Annotated in this window: 20 protein-coding genes; all 20 read right to left on the reverse strand. The window is 36.6% G+C overall.

The window, feature by feature from the left end; all coding sequences use genetic code 11:
- Positions 1–15: 15 nt before the first annotated feature.
- The 20 genes from TSYNT_RS11265 to TSYNT_RS11360 all read right to left on the reverse strand — a co-directional run bounded on the left by TSYNT_RS11265 (position 16) and on the right by TSYNT_RS11360 (position 17,854).
- On the reverse strand, positions 16–669 hold the full coding sequence (locus TSYNT_RS11265; RefSeq protein WP_059034096.1) for a glycosyltransferase family 2 protein: 654 nt from the start codon (positions 667–669) through the stop codon (positions 16–18).
- A 45-nt stretch (positions 670–714) separates the two neighbouring features.
- Positions 715–2,151: a proline--tRNA ligase gene (gene proS, locus TSYNT_RS11270; protein ID WP_059034098.1), complete on the reverse strand. Its 1,437-nt coding sequence runs from the start codon at positions 2,149–2,151 to the stop codon at positions 715–717.
- A gap of 46 nt (positions 2,152–2,197) precedes the next feature.
- Positions 2,198–3,259: a flavodoxin-dependent (E)-4-hydroxy-3-methylbut-2-enyl-diphosphate synthase gene (gene ispG / locus TSYNT_RS11275; protein ID WP_059034100.1), complete on the reverse strand. Its 1,062-nt coding sequence runs from the start codon at positions 3,257–3,259 to the stop codon at positions 2,198–2,200.
- Positions 3,260–3,322: 63 nt separating this feature from the next.
- Positions 3,323–4,348, reverse strand: coding sequence for an RIP metalloprotease RseP (gene rseP, locus TSYNT_RS11280; protein ID WP_420340976.1), 1,026 nt, complete (start codon positions 4,346–4,348; stop codon positions 3,323–3,325).
- Between the two features lie 10 nt (positions 4,349–4,358).
- Positions 4,359–5,438, reverse strand: a complete 1,080-nt coding sequence (gene ytvI / locus TSYNT_RS11285; protein ID WP_059034104.1) for a sporulation integral membrane protein YtvI — start codon at positions 5,436–5,438, stop codon at positions 4,359–4,361.
- Positions 5,438–6,247: a phosphatidate cytidylyltransferase gene (locus tag TSYNT_RS11290; protein ID WP_059034106.1), complete on the reverse strand. Its 810-nt coding sequence runs from the start codon at positions 6,245–6,247 to the stop codon at positions 5,438–5,440. Before TSYNT_RS11290 ends, ytvI begins: the two co-directional genes overlap by 1 nt.
- Before the next feature lie 13 nt (positions 6,248–6,260).
- Entirely contained in the window at positions 6,261–7,010 is a 750-nt protein-coding gene (locus tag TSYNT_RS11295; protein WP_059034107.1) for an isoprenyl transferase, read from the reverse strand.
- A gap of 82 nt (positions 7,011–7,092) precedes the next feature.
- The gene (gene frr / locus TSYNT_RS11300) at positions 7,093–7,626 is read right to left on the reverse strand and encodes a ribosome recycling factor (RefSeq protein ID WP_059034361.1); all 534 of its coding nucleotides are present in this window, start codon (positions 7,624–7,626) and stop codon (positions 7,093–7,095) included.
- Positions 7,627–7,656: 30 nt separating this feature from the next.
- Positions 7,657–8,370: a UMP kinase gene (gene pyrH, locus TSYNT_RS11305; protein ID WP_059034109.1), complete on the reverse strand. Its 714-nt coding sequence runs from the start codon at positions 8,368–8,370 to the stop codon at positions 7,657–7,659.
- Between the two features lie 98 nt (positions 8,371–8,468).
- Positions 8,469–9,095 carry a translation elongation factor Ts gene (gene tsf / locus TSYNT_RS11310; RefSeq protein WP_059034111.1) on the reverse strand — a complete coding sequence of 209 codons (627 nt, stop codon included), beginning with the start codon at positions 9,093–9,095 and terminating at the stop codon, positions 8,469–8,471.
- Between the two features lie 67 nt (positions 9,096–9,162).
- Positions 9,163–9,864 carry a 30S ribosomal protein S2 gene (gene rpsB, locus TSYNT_RS11315; RefSeq protein WP_059034113.1) on the reverse strand — a complete coding sequence of 234 codons (702 nt, stop codon included), beginning with the start codon at positions 9,862–9,864 and terminating at the stop codon, positions 9,163–9,165.
- Positions 9,865–10,141: 277 nt separating this feature from the next.
- Complete coding sequence (locus TSYNT_RS11320) at positions 10,142–10,438, reverse strand: hypothetical protein (RefSeq protein ID WP_162781001.1); 297 nt, start codon at positions 10,436–10,438, stop codon at positions 10,142–10,144.
- Positions 10,439–10,447: 9 nt separating this feature from the next.
- Positions 10,448–11,899 (reverse strand): DUF342 domain-containing protein, encoded by a 1,452-nt coding sequence (locus TSYNT_RS11325; RefSeq protein ID WP_059034117.1) that lies wholly within the window; start codon positions 11,897–11,899, stop codon positions 10,448–10,450.
- Positions 11,900–11,917: 18 nt separating this feature from the next.
- Positions 11,918–12,661: a FliA/WhiG family RNA polymerase sigma factor gene (locus tag TSYNT_RS11330; RefSeq protein ID WP_059034119.1), complete on the reverse strand. Its 744-nt coding sequence runs from the start codon at positions 12,659–12,661 to the stop codon at positions 11,918–11,920.
- Positions 12,662–12,675: 14 nt separating this feature from the next.
- A complete protein-coding gene (locus tag TSYNT_RS11335; RefSeq protein WP_059034363.1) occupies positions 12,676–13,140 on the reverse strand; it encodes a chemotaxis protein CheD in 465 nt (154 codons plus the stop codon).
- Positions 13,127–13,765 (reverse strand): chemotaxis protein CheC, encoded by a 639-nt coding sequence (locus tag TSYNT_RS11340; protein WP_059034121.1) that lies wholly within the window; start codon positions 13,763–13,765, stop codon positions 13,127–13,129. The genes TSYNT_RS11335 and TSYNT_RS11340 overlap by 14 nt, the downstream gene beginning before the upstream one ends.
- Positions 13,766–13,777: 12 nt before the next feature.
- Positions 13,778–14,233, reverse strand: a complete 456-nt coding sequence (locus TSYNT_RS11345) for a chemotaxis protein CheW (RefSeq protein WP_059034123.1) — start codon at positions 14,231–14,233, stop codon at positions 13,778–13,780.
- Positions 14,234–14,245: 12 nt separating this feature from the next.
- A complete protein-coding gene (locus TSYNT_RS11350) occupies positions 14,246–16,276 on the reverse strand; it encodes a chemotaxis protein CheA (RefSeq protein ID WP_059034125.1) in 2,031 nt (676 codons plus the stop codon).
- Between the two features lie 39 nt (positions 16,277–16,315).
- On the reverse strand, positions 16,316–16,957 hold the full coding sequence (locus TSYNT_RS11355; protein ID WP_114272619.1) for a flagellar brake protein: 642 nt from the start codon (positions 16,955–16,957) through the stop codon (positions 16,316–16,318).
- Positions 16,958–17,854: a MinD/ParA family protein gene (locus TSYNT_RS11360; protein ID WP_059034126.1), complete on the reverse strand. Its 897-nt coding sequence runs from the start codon at positions 17,852–17,854 to the stop codon at positions 16,958–16,960.
- Between the last annotated feature and the right edge of the window lies 1 nt (position 17,855).

Below are 17,855 nucleotides of genomic sequence, written 5' to 3' on the forward strand. Positions count from 1 at the left end.
ACGATCCTTCTTATTCTATGAAGATGCATTTTCGTTTATTTTAAATTTTACAACACTGGTCATTATGTCAAAGTACATCTTCATTCTCGACAAAAAGCCTATTACTAAACCTCTTTTCTCTTCTTTCATAACATGTGTAAGATTTGAAAGATAAACTTGTTTAACATTTATTTTTTCTTTCGCAGCCACTAGAGTTAGCGCCATTTCTATGCCATAATCTTGCACATTGTGTTTTTCAAGCTTGCAAAAAAGCGTTCGCTTTACACCTCTCTGGCCAGAAAGAAATGGGGCAATTTTTTGAGCAAAATCTGTTGCACCTCTGCCAAACTTAAATATGCCTATGGTCATATCGGCCTGGCCATCTGCTACCGGCCAAATAAGCTGAGTTATATGTTCGCGCTTAAGTCCTATTAAATCTGCGTCAAGCATTAAAATAATGTCAGCATCAGTACTTTTTACTCCTAATAGTACCGCATTTGTTTTTCCTTGATTTTTCTCAAGTTCGATTACGATAGTTCTATACGCTTTTGCTATTTTTGCAGTATTATCGCTTGAGCCGTCACTTATAACAATAACTTCATCTATTAGCTCATGGGCGCATAGCGGCTCTAGAACACCGCCTATTGTTTTTTCTTCATTATAAGCGGGTATTACAGCAGCGATCTTCATATATAATACCACCTTTTTAAAGTGTTTGAACCCGTAAATTAAATCCTAATAAGATTTTGCAAAATAAGCAGTTGTGTTAGATTCTTTTCCACATATTATGCACTTACCGGTATTGAGCTCCTCTGAAAACGGAATGCATCTTAAGGTTGCTCCTGTCTGCTCCTTTATATGTTTTTCGCAATCAGGGCTGCCGCACCAGTGAGATTTTATAAAGCCGCGTTTGGCTTCTATGATTTCTCTAAATTCTTCAAAGTTGTCAGTTTCTCTAATGTTATCGTCCATGAATTTTTTAGCCTGCAAGAACATGTTGTTTTGTATGTCATCCAGTAATTCTTTTAATCGAGGGAGCAGCTCTGATTCATCAACAAAGTATTTTTCTCCGGTATCTCTTCTTACAAGAACTACCTGATGTTTTTGAATATCTTTAGGCCCTATTTCGATGCGCACCGGTACCCCGCGCATTTCCCATTCATTAAATTTCCATCCGGGAGTATATTCATCTCGGCTGTCTATTTCAATTCTTATGTCGTCTTTCAGTTGAGCTAAAATCTCGTCAGCTTTAGCAAGCACTGTTTCTTTTTGCTTGCCTAAAATAGGTACGAGAATTGCTTGAATAGGAGCTATAACAGGCGGCAGTTTTAGGCCGCGATCATCGCCGTGAACCATAACAATGGCTCCTATCAGCCTAGTAGTAACACCCCAGGAGGTCTGCCATACATATTTTAGCTGACCATCTGTATCTAAATAAGTTATATCATATGCTTTTGCAAAATGCTGTCCAAGATTATGGGAAGTTCCTGCCTGAAGCGCTCTACCGTCTCCCATGAGAGCTTCAATGGTATAAGTTTTTAATGCCCCTGCAAATTTTTCACTCTCGGATTTTACTCCTTTTATAACCGGCAGGGATAAATCTTTTTCCACAAGATCTTGATATATATCAAGTATTCTTAAAGTCTCTTCTTCTGCTTCTGTATCGGTGCGATGAGCTGTATGGCCTTCTTGCCAAAGAAATTCAGCAGTGCGCAAAAATGGTTTTGTGCTTTTTTCCCAGCGGACCACATTGCACCACTGATTTATAAGTACCGGCAAGTCTCTCCACGACTTTATCCATTTGGAATACATATTGCATATTATCGTTTCAGAAGTGGGTCTTACAGCTAAGCGTTCAGCTAATTCTTCATCGCCTCCATGAGTCACCCACGCCACTTCCGGAGCGAAACCTTCCACATGCTCACTTTCTTTTTGCAAAAGGGATTCTGGTATAAATAAAGGGAAATAAGCATTTTTATGTCCAGTAGCCTTTAAACGGTCATCTAAAAGCTTTTGTATATTTTCCCACAAAGCATAACCATAAGGCCTTATAACCATGCAACCTCGGACGGGGGAATAATCTGCCAATTCGGTTTTAAGTATGACATCTACGTACCATTGCGAAAAATCTTCGGTTTTCGATGTAATCTCTTTTACAAAATCATTTTCCATAATTATAAAGTATTTCCTCCTTCAATTATCCTACGTTGTATCACATTCATGAATTAATAATATCATATATTTCATGCATAAGTTCTGAAACTGCATCTTCCTCCGGCACAGTTTTTATTATCTCACCTTTTTTAAATATTGCAACCCTTTTTTTACCTCCTGCAATCCCTATATCAGCTTCCTTCGCTTCGCCCGGCCCGTTTACTATGCAACCCATAACCGCAACTTTCAGAGGCTGTTTAATAGAAGATAATTGTTCCTCTACTTTTTTTGCTATATTAATTAAGTCAATCTCTGTTCTAGCACATGTAGGGCAAGATATTAATGTTACTCCATACTCCTTTAAATTCAGACTTTTTAATATTTCAATACCGACCCTAACCTCGTCCAAAGGCTCACCGGTCAAAGATACTCGTATAGTATCGCCAATTCCTTCGTATAATAAAACTCCTAAACCTATTGCAGATTTTACAGTGCCTGCCATAAAAGTTCCTGCCTCTGTAATACCTAAATGAAGAGGATAATCGGTTTTATCGGCTATCATTTCATAAGCCATGATGCCGGATATAACATCAGAAGATTTTAGTGAAAGAACTATATCGCTAAAATTCATATCTTCAAGAATATTAATATGCCTTAGAGCACTTTCGACCATTGCTTCAGCGCTTGGCCTGCCGTATTTTTGAATTAAGTCTTTTTCTACAGAGCCGGAATTAATCCCTATTCTTATCGGAATTTTGTAATCTTTTGCATAATCCACAACTTGTTTTATTTTATTCTTACTGCCAATGTTGCCGGGATTTATACGTATTGCATCTGCCCCGTACTTAATAGATTCAATAGCAAGTCTGTGGTCAAATTGAATATCGGCCACAATAGGTATATGAACTTGACTTTTTATCTTAGAAATCGCAATTGCGCTATCTTCATCTGGAACTGCAACACGGATTATATCACAACCGGCATCTTCAAGCTTTAATATTTGAGATACAGTATTTTCTATATCATATGTCTTTGTATTGGTCATAGACTGAACACTTATAGGAGAGTCACCGCCAACTGCTGTGTTACCTACTGTAATCTTTCTCGTCTTACGCCTTTTTTTCATGCCGTATTTTTCCTCCATAGCCTAATCAAAACTTCCTTTCCTATTCCTATGATAATACAAGGTTTACTTTATCCACTTGATTAAATCGAGCTTACTAATGTCTTTAAACAAAACTATTATCATAAAAATCATCAAAATTACAAAACCTATAAAATGTATAAACCCCTCTTTTTCTAAATCTATCGGCCTGCCTCTTAAAATTTCTAATATAATAAATACGCATCTGCCGCCGTCAAGGGCAGGAATAGGAAAAATATTAAATAGTCCCAGATTTATACTTATGAGAGCCGCAATGTACATAACCTGAAAAATTCCATTCTTCGCAGCTTCTTCTACTATTTGGAAGATACCAACAGGCCCTACCACGTCAACCGCTGCTTTACCTGTTAACATCTGAGCTAGACCGACTAATATCATTTTAGTTATCCAAAAGGTTTTCTGAATTCCAAATTGAAGACTGCGGCTCAAAGAGTGTTTTACAACAACTGTTTTAATCCCTATTATACCTCTTTTTGTGTCGGGATCTTCTTTTGCCGTTACATTATATGTTATAAGGGTATTGTTTCTAGAGACTGTTATTTCTACTTGTTCTTTTGGCCTATTGCTTATTCTATCGACTACATCTTCCCATGAATTTACTTTAATGCCGTCAACGGCATAAATTACGTCTCCGTCGCGTATCCCGGCTTCTGCAGCAGGCTCGCCGGGAATGACAGTAACCTGCGTTGTTGCAATTCCTGAAGAAAAACTTATAGCAGAAAGCAAGATAGCGGCAATAAGAAAATTCATTAGGGGGCCTGCCAAAATAACAGCTAATCTTGTAAGTGGCGGCTTATTGTTGAAAGCGCGGGGGTCGCTGGTAGCAGCATCTTCACCTTCCATTTTAACATAGCCGCCCAAAGGCAATAATCTTATGAAGTAATCAGTCTCTTTACCTTTAATTTTCAAAATTTGAGGTCCGAATCCCATACTGAATTCGTTGACCTTTATACCTGAAAGCTTTGCAACTATAAAGTGTCCAAATTCATGAAAAAAAATAAGCGCTCCCAGAACTATTATTGTCGGAATAAGAGTTAACAATATTTCCACCTTCTGAAACTTAAACTTTTTTTGTAGACTTATTTAATGGAGGTATTATCCCTGAATGAATCAATGCTCTTACTACTACTACAACAAGAGGGCCTATAAACAAGCCTATCCAGCCCAAAAATTCTATACCAAAATATATGGAAATTAAAGTTAGCATAGGGTCAACATTCAGGTTTTGTCCTATAATTTTCGCTTGCAGGACCTGCCTCGTTCCAAGTACCACAATATATAATATAAGCAAGCTTACAGCAAAACCTATTTTATTTACTATCACTGAAAAAATTATCCATGGTATAAATATCAAGCTTGGTCCAAATATAGGTACAAGGTCTAATAGCCCACAAATCAATCCTAAAATCAGCGCATAGTCCACCTTTAAAATGTAAAAACCTGCAATAGTAATTATAGTAGAAATCATGACTAGTATTATCTGCGCTTTTATCAAACGAAAAAACGATAAAATAATCTCAATTTGTACAGAACGCACCCTTTCCTGAATTTGCTCAGGAAAAAGATTCTTTATTGATTCAATGATTTTATTTTTGTCTTTGGTAAGAAAATAAGTAAACAAAAATACAAAAATTATTACGAAGAAAATATTAATAAATAAATTTGGAACAAGCCATATCTTATCAACTAAGAAACTGTAGTACTCAGATATTTTGTTAGTGATCATTAATAATATTTGATCTACATTAGCCTTTAAATAAGTTATGACTTCATCGGGTATACTTGATGAAAACTTACCTATGGATTGTAATATTTTATCAAAGATCGAATTGAAATATTCCCGCTGCATAGGCAGTAAATTTATCAGCCGCGCAAGCTCGAAAACAAAACGTGCAGCCATTACAAATAAAAGATAGCCTAATCCACAGAATAAAAGAGTAAGAAAGATTATCGTAACTACTCCCCGAGAAAAACCTGTCTTTTTTTCAACAAAACTCACCGGTGTATCAATTATTATAGCAAAAATTACAGCAATAACTAAAGGAAGTAAGTGCCTGAAAGATAAGATAATCAAAAACGCGCTTATTATTACAGCTAAAATCAGCATGATTATAGGCGCATACGGACTTTTTGTTTTCATCAAAAACCACCCTTTTGAAGTATGAACAAAATATAAATATATGCTACGGGAAAGGAAAACAGGGCACTGTCAAGTCTATCAAGCACTCCACCGTGACCGGGAATTATATTGGAAAAATCCTTTAAATTGCAATAGCGCTTAATTAAGGAAGCTGCCAGATCACCGGCTTGCGAGAAAAGTGAGATCAAAAAGCCCAATGCAATTACGTAAACCATAGCTGCTTCGGGTATAAAATACTTAGCAAAAATGGCACACGCAAGCACACTAAATAAAATGCCACCCATACTTCCTTCTAAAGTTTTTTTTGGACTAATAGTAGGGGCTAACAGTCTTTTTCCAAACACAATTCCTATAAAAAATGCACCGGTATCACATGCCCAGATTGTAATGAATATCCACCAAGTAAGAATTGTTCCATTCGGAAGATTTCTAACTAAAATAATACACATAAACAAAAAGGATGTATATGCAAAAGAAAAAATACTAAAAACAGAATCAGTCAAAGACTTTTTATTATTGTTGAGCAGATTATATAGAAATGTTATAATAATAATCAAAATTATAGCAAAATACGCCAAAATAAAATCAAAGTCTACCGAAAAATTAGCAAAATAAAGTAATATTGCGGCTACAGCAGCATCTAAAACAAGATTTATGCTGATGCCTTTTTGTTTAAAGGCATTGCTTAGCTCATAAAGTGCGCATAAGTTTAATATATAGATGCCAAGATAAAATATCCAGTTGCCTGTATTTATTATGTATCCTAAAAGCAGTATTCCAATAACAGCGCTGATAATTCTTGTAAGCATCAATCCACCCGCTTTACTTTTTTAAACCCCCAAATCTTCGTTCTCGCGTTTGGTAATCATAAATTGCACAAATCAGATCTTCTTCTTTAAAGTCAGGCCAATATGTTTGGGTAAACCATAATTCCGAGTAAGCAATTTGCCATAATAAAAAGTTGCTTATTCTCAGTTCTCCACTTGGCCTTATCAGCAAATCCGGATCCGGAAGTCCGTATGTGTATAAATATTGCTCAAACAATTTCTCATCAATCTTATCAATGCATAAATCTCCATTTAAAACATCAGTGCATATATTTTTACAGGCAAAGAGGATTTCGCTGCGTCCTCCATAGTTTAAAGCTATATTTAAAATTAGGCCTGAATTATTTTGAGTTTTTGTCATACTCTTTCTTATCTGATCAGCAATTTTTTCAGGTAGTTCTTCCCAATTTCCGCTTATTACTATTTTAACATTATTTTTATGGAGGGCATCTACCTCTTTTTTAAAATAATAGAGCAGTAGATTCATTAGTGAGCTTACTTCTTCAATGGGCCTTTTCCAATTCTCTGTAGAAAATGCAAAAACAGTTAATACTTTAATTTTAAGTTTTGAGCAAGATTCCACAATACTTTTTAGGGTTTCTGCGCCCGCCCAATGGCCAGCTATCCTTGGAAGCCCGTTTTTTTGCGCCCACCTGCCGTTTCCATCCATAATAATTGCTATATGCTGTGGCATTTTATCGGGTGATAGTTTTTTTATATTATTTAACGTTTCTTTCACGGATATACGCCCCCAGTTTGTGCAAAAAGATCCCCTCTCCGGCGAGGGGATCGCAGATTAAATATTTAGCCTCGGCTGGAATCAAGTTTTACACTTCCATTATATCAGTTTCTTTAGCTGCTAGCATCTTGTCTACTTCTTCTATGTATTTATCGGTTAATTTTTGGATTTCTTCCTGAGAACGCTTCAACTCATCTTCAGAAATTTCTCCACTTTTTTCCATTTTCTTCAAATTTTCATTGTATTCACGGCGAATATTTCTTATAGATACTCTAGCTTCTTCGGCCTTTTTCTTGGCCAATTTTAAAAGTTCCTGCCTTCTTTCTGAAGTAAGTTCAGGCAAAACAAGCCTTATAACTTTACCATCGTTATTCGGGGTAAGTCGAAGATCTGATTTTAAAATTGCCTTTTCTATGACTCCAAGCATTTTAATATCCCAAGGTTGTATCACTATCATCTTTGGTTCCGGAACGCTTATTGAAGCGATCTGATTTATCGGAACCGGCGAACCGTAGTAATCTACATATATCTTGTCTAAAAGTGAAGCCGACGCCCTGCCGGTTCGTATAACGACAAATTCCGATTTTAACTTTGACAGCACTTCCTTCATTTCTTTTTCCATTTCCGTATATATGCTCTTATCCAAGCAAAATCAACTCCCTTTTACTGTTGTTCCTATATTCTCCCCCATTATTACTTTTTTTATATTTCCCGGCGTATTAATGCCGAAGACAATAATAGGTATCTTATTGTCCATGCACAGCGAAGTTGCTGTAGAATCCATGACTCCCAAACTTTTGTTTAAAACATCAATATAGTCAAGCGAAGTAAATTTTTGCGCTGTAGGATTTATTACAGGATCTGAATCATATACACCGTCAACTTTTTTTGCCAGAAGAATAACTTCTGCATCGATTTCAGCCGCTCTTAAGGCTGCAGCAGTATCTGTAGAAAAAAACGGATTTCCCGTGCCTGCGGCAAATATAACAACTCGCCCTTTTTCCAAATGCCTGATTGCTTTGCGGCGAATATAAGGTTCTGCAATTTCTCGCATTTCTATAGCGGTCTGGACCCTGGTTTGAACTTCTCTGTTTTCCAATGCGTCTTGCAATGCAAGAGCATTAATAACGGTAGCCAGCATCCCCATATAATCCGCCGTTGCTCTATCCATTTCTTTATAATCTCTACCTCTCCATATATTACCACCACCCACTACGATTGCAATTTCTACATTAAGGTCATGAATTTCCTTGATTTGATCTGCAATCGAATTTAGTGTATCCTGATCTATGCCAAAACCCTTGTTACCGGCTAATGCCTCTCCACTTATTTTTAATACAACTCTCTTGTAAATTGGTTTTTGCATTAAAAACCCTCTCTTTACTAAAATAATTCTCTATTTAATTGGTAAAATCCTCTTTTTTAAAAAAGAGACACTTAAAAAATAGTGTCTCTTTTTGCTGTTTAACTGCAGCAGCATCCACTCTCGGTGTTTTCCAGTGTTTCTCCTTTTTCGAATCTTACAAAACGGCTAATAACTATATTCTCACCGAGTAATGCAATTTTTTCCGTTAACAGCTGTGAAATGTTTTTATCAGGATCTTTAATAAAAGGTTGTTCCAAAAGACAATTTTCTTCGTAAAACTTTTCAAGTTTTCCATCGACAATTTTATCAACTATATTCTCGGGCTTGCCTTCGTTTAAAGCTTGTGTCCTAAATATTTCTCGTTCTTGATTAATTACATCAGCAGGAACCATATCCCTTGAAAGATATTTAGGATTTGAAGCAGCTACCTGCATCGCAATGTCTTTTGCAAACCTTCTAAATTCTTCGTTTCTTGCAACAAAGTCAGTCTCACAGTTAACCTCTACCAAAACTCCAATTCTTCCGTCGCCATGGACATATGCTTCTATAACACCTTCGGTGGCTACTCTGCTTTGCTTCTTTGCGGCTTTAGCCAAGCCTCTTTCCCTCAAAATTACTATAGCCTTCTCTATATCTCCGTCTGCTTCGGTTAATGCATTCTTACAGTCCATAATTCCTGCGCCTGTCTTTTCGCGCAGCTCTTTAACCTGTTGTGGAGTAATCATAAAGCACAAACCTCCTCATTTTTGAAATAAAAGGTAAGGGTAGTTAACGCCCTTACCTAAAGTGTGTTCATTCAGCCGCTAACTGTTCTCCCTGTCTACCCTCGATTACAGCATCGGCAATCTTTTCTGTTATCAATTTAACAGCTCTTATAGCATCGTCGTTTCCGGGTATTACATAATCTATCTCGTCTGGATCACAGTTTGTATCGACAATTGCGATTAATGGTATTTGCAGTTTTCTCGCTTCCTGAACGGCTATCCGTTCCTTTCTGGGATCAACAACAAAAACTGCTTGGGGGAGTTCTGTCATATTTTTTATACCGCTTAAGTTCTTCTCTAATCTTTCCTTTTCATGACGTAAATTAATTACTTCTTTTTTTGGAAGAACTTCAAAAACTCCTTCTTCCTCCATTTTCTCTAGCTCATGGAGCCTATCAATTCTTTTACGGATAGTCTTGAAGTTTGTAAGCATTCCGCCGAGCCAACGCTGATTGACATAGTACATTCCACATCTTTCGGCTTCTTCTTTAATAGATTCTTGGGCCTGTTTTTTTGTACCCACGAATAAAATGGTGCCGCCCTCTGCGGAAATATTTTTTACAAACTCATAGGCCTCCTCCATTTTCTTTACCGTTTTTTGAAGGTCTATGATATATATTCCATTTCTTTCGGTAAAGATGTATTCCTTCATTTTGGGGTTCCATCTTCTTGTTTGATGCCCAAAATGAACTCCCGCTTCTAATAGTTGTTTCATTGAAATAATTGACATTTTTTCACCTCCCGGTTTTATTCCTCTACCGGCTTCATTGATCAAAGGAACCTAAAAGGTACCGCCTTTGAAAATCCACCGATATGTGTATTTTTACCGTGTGTTAGTATACCATAAAAGCTTCATCAGCGCAAGGACCTAAAACTAAAATTTTTATGTGATTTTATCTCTTTTCTCCGATTAACTGTAACTTGCAAAATGTTTATTGTAATAAAAAACGCCGTATATTCGGCGAATAAATATTGGGCAGCATGATTTTACGAAAATTTACCAAGCACTAAATCCTTACATCAAGATGACGATTAAGTTTTTTATTAGCTTCTTTCGTTTCTTCCTTTTTCTTTTTGCCTTTCGAACTACCTTTTTGGTTACTTCGTTGCTCTTGTCGGAACTCTGCCTTTTCGATCTGGTCTCGTTCAGTGATTTTTTGTCTTTTAGTTTTAATCTGTTCTTGAAAGCCTGCGGCAAGAATAGCCTTGTTGTCATCAATATTTTCATTTATAACATTTTGTACTTTTGCAATTTCTGTAGCTTTTGGTACAATCATCTGCATATCTATCGGTTTTATCGCCATTATAAACACCTAACCTTCATAAGGTCCAAATTTTATTTGGCCTCCATAATTGTAAAAGGTTACATGGTCAATTTTATCTCTAATTTTTAAACTGGCATTGCCAATAATTATATTCACGCCTGCATAGCATACATCAGAAGCAGATATGTTCGCTTTATCTGAATATGAAATTGCAAGGTCGAGATTTTCTTTTTCAATCAAAAGCTCTGATTTTTCTTCAACTAATACATCTTTAGTGCTAAGAAGTTTTTCAAGGAGGGTTTCTTTTTCGGGTGAAAGCTGATCTGCTTCCTTGAGTTTTTCCAGCACCGGCACAGCCTGTTCAATTTTATGCAAATCTGATTCGATTGCATGAAGCTTATTACATATTTCTTGATATTTGAGCTTTAAGGACGGGTTCATGCCTACCTCGAGTTCTGTATAGGTGCACATTGGAGAACCTATTGTTTTGGCAACAATTTTTTCTCCTGCCCTTGCAACACCCCCTACTATCAGACCCTTTTTCCCTTTTGCCGTTATATTTTTGCCGGCCGAAAGAGAGCTGTGCATAGATGCATCTAAAATCTCAATATTTTCCCCAGCTTCAGCAGTTGCATTTTCTATGTATCTTGCTGTAATTGAGCCATTGGCTTTCAAATATCCCTTTCCCTGTCCCTGCACTCCTCTTTTTATTATAATATTGCCCTCTGATTCGATCTCGGCTGCCTCGACTATTCCGTTTATCTCTATATCTCCTGCAGATTTAATGCTAAAACCGCTTTTTACATTCCCAAATACAGTTATGCTCCCTAAAAAATCAATATTTCCCGTTGCAGGCCCTACATCACCTTTTATTTCTAAAACAGGTAAAACACTTATTTTGTTACCGCTAATAATAGGCTGGCCGTCTATGTTCGCAAAAAGTTTCTTCTTATCATCTGACATTACTACATTTTTGCCTATAATAATTCTTGCTTCTCTTCCATTTTTCGCCTTAACAGGCTTGCCCTTTACAGTTTTGCCCGGCGTCCCTTTTGTTGGTGGAAATATTTCTGCAATCAACTGGCCTTTCTTAACATTGATTATGATGTCAAGATTATAATAATCAGCGGTACCATCGGCAAGTATTTTGGGTTTTGCTTCTTGTTTAAGATCAAAATGGTATTTCACATAGCCATCCTTGCCATCAACGGGCGCAGTGCCTGACGCTATCTTGATAGGCTTGTTCAAAATTCTTTTTGTAAGTATTTCTTTAATTAAATCATAATTTAGCCCATAAGTTATATTTTTTGCATCTAGCTCTTTTAAAACGGTATCAAAGTCAGGCAAATTTTCGGTGCCTCTTGGCGAAATTATACACAGCGTAGCTTCCATTTCATCTTTACTTATATCTATTTCTATTTTTGCGTCATTTTCTGTATTATTTTTGCTATCTTCAGAAACGTTTGCTTCTTCTAATTTTTTATTGTCATCAGCCCCCACTATCCAACACTCCTTTGATTATGAAACTTTTTTTCGACTCAGATGGCCCCGCAATCTAAGTATAGCCTTTGTATGAAGCTGAGATATCCTTCCTTGAGAAAGTTCCATAACTTCCGCAATCTCTTTAAAATTTAAATCTTCATAGTAATAAAGAGCTATTACTAGCTTTTCTTGCTGCGGAAGTTTGTTAATTGCATTTGCAAGTATTCTCTTGGCTTCCTCCCTTTCCGCTTGAATATCGGGCCGCTGAAAATGATTTTTTTCTATATCTTCGTCTGAAATTATTAAGTCGTTAAGAGACAGGGCATAACCGACTTTAGATATCTCATTATAAATTTCGTCAAGTTCCCTTTTGGTTATACCAAGATATTCACATATATCGCTGTCGTCAGCGGAACGCCCTAAGATTTGTTCTAATTCTGAAAAAGTGTTTTGGATCGTTTTTGCCTTTTTTCTCGTTTCTTGTGGCACTCCATCTATTTTTCTCAATTCATCTATTATTGAACCTTTTATTCTTGCATATGCGTAAGTTTCAAATTTGACGCCTTTATTTACATCGTATCTTTCAATTGCCTGGATAAGACCGAATATGCCGTAGCTGATAAGATCTTCGTATTCCAAATACGGAGGTAAATTTATATTTAACCTGTTTACTATGTGTTTTACTAATGGAAGATACTTTTCAATCAGCTGTTCTTTGATATATTTGTCCTTTGTAGCACTGTAATTTTGCCACAGCTTTTCGGTATTTTGAATTTGCATTCCTACACCCCAGATTATAAAATCCTTGTACCATGTCCGATGGTTCTGACCGCTAGTCTGCCGTCTTCGCAAAAAAACTCTATCGTACGGCCGTAATTACCTTCTACGTCTTCGGCAATTATTCGGATATTGAGTTGGTTTAATTTATTTCTTACCGCTTCAACATTTCTCTTTCCGATTTGCATAATATTATTTTCAGACTTTATTTGAAACATTTGAGCTCCACCGGCGATTTTGCTTACCATGCGATTTTTACTAGCACCTAGCTTCAGCATTTCTTCAATCAGCACATCAATGGCTGTGTCTGCAAATTTTCCCGGATTGTAATCTTTTTTGCCGCTAAGAGTGCTGTCGGGCAACATTACATGGGCAAGACCTCCAACTTTTGTTAAGTTGTCATACAGCGTTACTCCGACGCAAGAGCCAAGACCCAATGTGATTAAACTGTAAGGAGACTTTGCAGCTTTATATTCTGCCATTCCTACTCTGATTGATGTGTTCAACGGTATTCACTCCAATAGCTTTTAAAAGTAACTGTAACGACTTGTCGTCCGGGATTAGGAAATAATGTAGCCTGATGCCATCCAAACCTTCCGTAAATTCGGTATCAATTAAAAATGCAGTATCTCCTATATATCCATAAAGACTTAGCGGAAAACTTATAATTGCTCCAGCCATATCAAAAGCAAAGCTTGGAACCGAAATTTTTAAAGAGAGCTTTGTAAAATCTGACAAAGCAGTAACATATGAGCTTCCCACAATATTTCCAAGTTCCAATAAGGCGGATTTTTCCATTTCTGAAAAATCCATACCATTCTCTCGTTTTGCGTTCAGCAAGATTTCCGTAAGATGGTATGCATCAATTTCAGGAATCACTATTAAAATATTCCCTTCTATATCTCCGCTTATTCTCATAAAAATTCCTGCAACAAGCTTTTCCGGTCCGCCAACAGATTGAGAAACTTCATCAAAAGGGATAATCTTTATCTGCGGAACTTTTATTGTAATTTTTTTGCAAAGAAGCATAGATAGCGCTGTAGCTGCATTACCTGCGCCTATATTTCCTATTTCTCGCAATGCATCCATCTCTAAATCAGAATACATTTTTAACCACCTTCACATTTGAGCAAGCTGATTTATTTCTTGAGGCTTTAGCAATTTAGCAACATTAAGTAGGATTAATAATCTGCCGTCAATTTTACCTACACCGTCAAGATAATTAGCATCAATACCGCCTATAATAGGTGGCGCAGGTTCAATATCATCTTGAGAAAGTTGGATTACCTCTGTAGCTGCGTCTACTATCATTCCCACAGTTATATCGTCGATTGAAGCTATTATTATTCTTGTGCTATCTGTCACTTCACCGGGAGGGAGGTCAAATCTTTTTTTAAGATCTATAACCGGGACTATTTCTCCTCTAAGATTTATGACTCCTTCCACAAAATCCGGCGTTTTAGGCACTCTAGTTATAGGCATCATTCTCTCGATAGTTTTTACTTGCAGTATATCAATTCCGTATTCCTCGTCACTTAATTTAAATTCTACAAATTGCCGAATATCCTCTGCCATAAAAATCCTCCTTTAAACTAATTTGTTAACATCCAAAATTAAAGCCACTTCACCATCGCCAAGTATTGTAGCTCCGGCAATAAATTTAATATCCTTTAAAAAGTTACCCAGTGTTTTAATCACTATTTCCTGCTGGCCAAGAAGCTCATCCACCGCAAGGCCTATATCTTTTTCTCCTTTTTTTACAACTACTAATGTCATTTCATTATAATCAGAATCACTTTTAACATCTAAGACTCTGTTAAGCCTTATTACAGGAATTACATTGCCTCTTAAAATAGTGACTTCGGTTTTTTGAACCTTTTTAATTTCTTCTTTTGAAACAATAACAGTCTCCTTAATCGAGCTCAGCGGGATAGCATATTTTTCACTTCCAACCATAACCATAAGAGCCTGAATAATAGCTAATGTAAGAGGCAGGCGTATTGAAAATATAGTTCCTGCATCCTTTTTACTCGTAACATCAATAGAGCCGCCTAATGACTCAATTTTAGTCTTTACCACGTCAAGACCTACCCCACGGCCTGAAATATCTGTAACCTCAGCTTTCGTGCTGAACCCCGGTTCGAAAAGAAATGAGGTTATTTCATGCTCTTTAAGGCTCTTTGCCTGTTCTTTATCAATTAATCCCCTCTCAACAGCTTTTTTTACTACACCATCTAAATCAATGCCTTTACCATCGTCAGATACTTCTATAACTACATTATTTCCGTCGTGATAAGCTTTTAACTTAATTGTTCCATGGGCAGGCTTTCCTTTTTCAATTCTTTCCTTTGGATTTTCTATACCGTGGTCTGCTGCATTTCGAATCAGGTGTATTAGCGGATCTCCGATCTCGTCTATTATAGTTCTATCTAATTCGGTGTCAGCCCCCTCGACCACAAGATCGATTTCTTTAGAAAGCTCTCGAGACAAATCGTGAACCACCCTGGGAAATCTATTGAACACATTTTCTATGGGAACCATTCTTGCTTTCATTACAGCATCGTGGAGGCTTGATGTTATACGTTCAAGATATTCTATGGCTTCACGCTGCTTTGCTTGGTAATCCTTTTCGCCCTTATTAATATCGTCTAGACGTGTTTTTATTATAATAAGCTCGCTGACCAAATTCATTAGCGTATCTAAACGTTCTATATCTACCCTTAAAGTTTTCCCTGTCTTTTTAAACGTATTTACGCTTGTAGTCCTGTTTAAAGCATCGTTCTGCGATTCCGAAGTTTGCGCAGTATCTTTATCATCTGGCTTGTAATTAAAGGAACTGGTTTCCTTAACTGATATTGACTCTTGTACAATCGGTTCTATTACAACACTTTCTAATTCTGAAACAGTGTCCAATGCTTTATATATTTCCTCTTTACCTTGAGATGTTACCAGGTACATGGTAAACTCATTGTCGAATTTTTCGTCTTCAATATCTTGGGCTATTGGCTCAGTTTTAATTATTTCTCCAAAGGCTTCCAGCGTTTTAAATACTAAAAATGCCCTTGCTGATTTAAGTAAACATTCATCAGCTAATCTAACAACTATCTGCCAGACATTAAGTCCTTTATCAAGCGCATGAGTTACTAACCGGCCTTCATACTCATTAAAACTGTGCACCGCAATATTTCCTGCGGATATCTCTTCGGCCGCGTCTTTATTGTTAGTATTATTGCTTAAAAATTCATTATTTCGCGCTTTTAAACTATTTATAAGTGCTTGGATGTCGCGCTGGCTTTCTTCACCATTGAGTTCTATGTCATTTACCAACTCTTCTAAAATATCTACACATCTTAATAAAGTATCGATTATTTGTGGTGTCACAGTTAACTGATGGTTTCGCAGCTCTTGAAGCAAATCTTCCATTTCATGGGTCAGCTCTGAAAGCTGCGTAAAGCCCATGGTACCTGACATGCCTTTCAAGGTATGAGCCGATCTAAATATTTCGTCTATAACCTCTTGCGCCGGATTATTTTCCAATTCTAAAAGGTATGTATTAAGACTTGCAATATGTTCTTTGGCTTCCTCTAAAAATACATCCAAATATTGATTATTATTCATTTTTTTCACCTCGACAGTTGATTACTGACCGAATAAGCACTATTTGATTCCCTTTCTTATAAGCTTTCTTTGTGTAGAAAAGATAAATTTAGCTATAGTATCTTGCGCATACTCATCGATTTCTGTAAACTGGGCTGCTATATCGTATTTATGTGAGTGCTGAGCTTGATAATTTTTTTCTGTGCGGACTATTATTGCTCTAAGCCATAAATCATCTAAAATTTCCGGAATCATTATTTCGATCAAAGTTCCTTCTTTTATAAACAGTGAACTGGAAAATTTTGCGCCGCCTGCACTTATATCCTTTGTATATACCTTTATCGGGTTTTGGCAATCAGGTAATTTTATATAAGCTTTTAAAGCGATATTTAGCCGGAAATAATTTCGCTTTTGCTTTTTACAAGGCTCTCCAATCGGCTTTACAATTATGACAGGAATCGGTTCATATTGTTTACCTTCGACTAAACCTTCCATACAGTAAAAAGAAGTTTTTGAAGGAAAATATATGTTTATTTTTTCGCCTTTTTCTATATAATATATTCTTCCCTGCTTCATGGGCATTCCTAAAATTATATGATCGGTTAGAACATCTTCAACTTTTGATGGAAAAAAATGTTCTGCATCGTTATTAAAGATTCCTAAAGTCACCTTCATTCCTATGTCTAAGTAGCATTTCTCCAATCAGATAACCCCCGTATTGGCTTTGATTATAGATACAAGCCTTGTAAACCAACTATTAAGCGTTACATTTGTCTTAGGCAATAGCGGTTCGCCATATACCAGTTTTCTGCCAATGTCCATTAGACACTTTGATGCCAGGCTGTTTGGGTAATTTACAAAAAATGCAACTTGCTCCATATTTGCTTTATGAACTGTCTCGTCTTCTAAAACAAAACCCAGATAATTCAGCTGCATGTTTAAGAATTTTTTGGCTGACCTTGACAACTTTTCCATTGTTCGATTTGCTTCTTTGTAATTGTCGGCTTTGTTAACTACTACATGAATTTTATCGCAAAACTCTCGCGAAATTTTAATTATGGCATAAGCATCAGCCAATGCCCCGGGTTCCGGAGTTGTAATGACTATCGTTTCGTTTGAAGATGTAATAAAGCTTGTTACATTTTTTGAGATGCCGGCGCTTGTATCAATTATAATTATATCAAAGTCATCGGCTAAGGTATTGAAACTATTAATTAGTAATTTAATATCAGAATTGCTAATATTTGCAAGTTCATATAGGCCGGAAGCTCCCGGCAGTATTGATATTCCCAAAGGACCTTCCAAAATTATATCGCGAATACTTTTTCCAATAGACAATATATGAGAAAGGTTGTACTCAGGGAACAAGCCTAACAGGACGTCTATATTTGCAAGGCCCAAGTCTGCGTCAATTAGTAAAACCTTTTTTCCTAAACTTTGCATGGCAAGACCTAAATTAACGGACAAATTAGTTTTACCGACTCCGCCTTTACCACTTGTTACACAATATACTTTAAGATTTTTTCCATCACCGGAGATGTCGCTTATTGAATTCTTTTCCGCAACTATTTTTCTCAATTTTGAAGTTTGTTCGTACATC

It is taken from the genome of Tepidanaerobacter syntrophicus, assembly GCF_001485475.2.
Lineage (GTDB): Bacteria > Bacillota > Thermosediminibacteria > Thermosediminibacterales > Tepidanaerobacteraceae > Tepidanaerobacter > Tepidanaerobacter syntrophicus.

Coding starts and splice junctions, on each gene's coding strand:
- TSYNT_RS11265 (WP_059034096.1), bottom strand. CDS start 669: ATGAAGATCGCTGCTGTAATACCCGCTTATAATGAAGAAAAAACAATA.
- proS (WP_059034098.1), bottom strand. CDS start 2,151: ATGGAAAATGATTTTGTAAAAGAGATTACATCGAAAACCGAAGATTTT.
- ispG (WP_059034100.1), bottom strand. CDS start 3,259: ATGAAAAAAAGGCGTAAGACGAGAAAGATTACAGTAGGTAACACAGCA.
- ytvI (WP_059034104.1), bottom strand. CDS start 5,438: ATGAAAACAAAAAGTCCGTATGCGCCTATAATCATGCTGATTTTAGCT.
- TSYNT_RS11290 (WP_059034106.1), bottom strand. CDS start 6,247: ATGCTTACAAGAATTATCAGCGCTGTTATTGGAATACTGCTTTTAGGA.
- frr (WP_059034361.1), bottom strand. CDS start 7,626: ATGGAAAAAGAAATGAAGGAAGTGCTGTCAAAGTTAAAATCGGAATTT.
- pyrH (WP_059034109.1), bottom strand. CDS start 8,370: ATGCAAAAACCAATTTACAAGAGAGTTGTATTAAAAATAAGTGGAGAG.
- tsf (WP_059034111.1), bottom strand. CDS start 9,095: ATGATTACTCCACAACAGGTTAAAGAGCTGCGCGAAAAGACAGGCGCA.
- rpsB (WP_059034113.1), bottom strand. CDS start 9,864: ATGTCAATTATTTCAATGAAACAACTATTAGAAGCGGGAGTTCATTTT.
- TSYNT_RS11320 (WP_162781001.1), bottom strand. CDS start 10,438: ATGGCGATAAAACCGATAGATATGCAGATGATTGTACCAAAAGCTACA.
- TSYNT_RS11330 (WP_059034119.1), bottom strand. CDS start 12,661: ATGCAAATTCAAAATACCGAAAAGCTGTGGCAAAATTACAGTGCTACA.
- TSYNT_RS11335 (WP_059034363.1), bottom strand. CDS start 13,140: ATGGCAGAATATAAAGCTGCAAAGTCTCCTTACAGTTTAATCACATTG.
- TSYNT_RS11340 (WP_059034121.1), bottom strand. CDS start 13,765: ATGTATTCTGATTTAGAGATGGATGCATTGCGAGAAATAGGAAATATA.
- TSYNT_RS11345 (WP_059034123.1), bottom strand. CDS start 14,233: ATGGCAGAGGATATTCGGCAATTTGTAGAATTTAAATTAAGTGACGAG.
- TSYNT_RS11350 (WP_059034125.1), bottom strand. CDS start 16,276: ATGAATAATAATCAATATTTGGATGTATTTTTAGAGGAAGCCAAAGAA.
- TSYNT_RS11360 (WP_059034126.1), bottom strand. CDS start 17,854: ATGTACGAACAAACTTCAAAATTGAGAAAAATAGTTGCGGAAAAGAAT.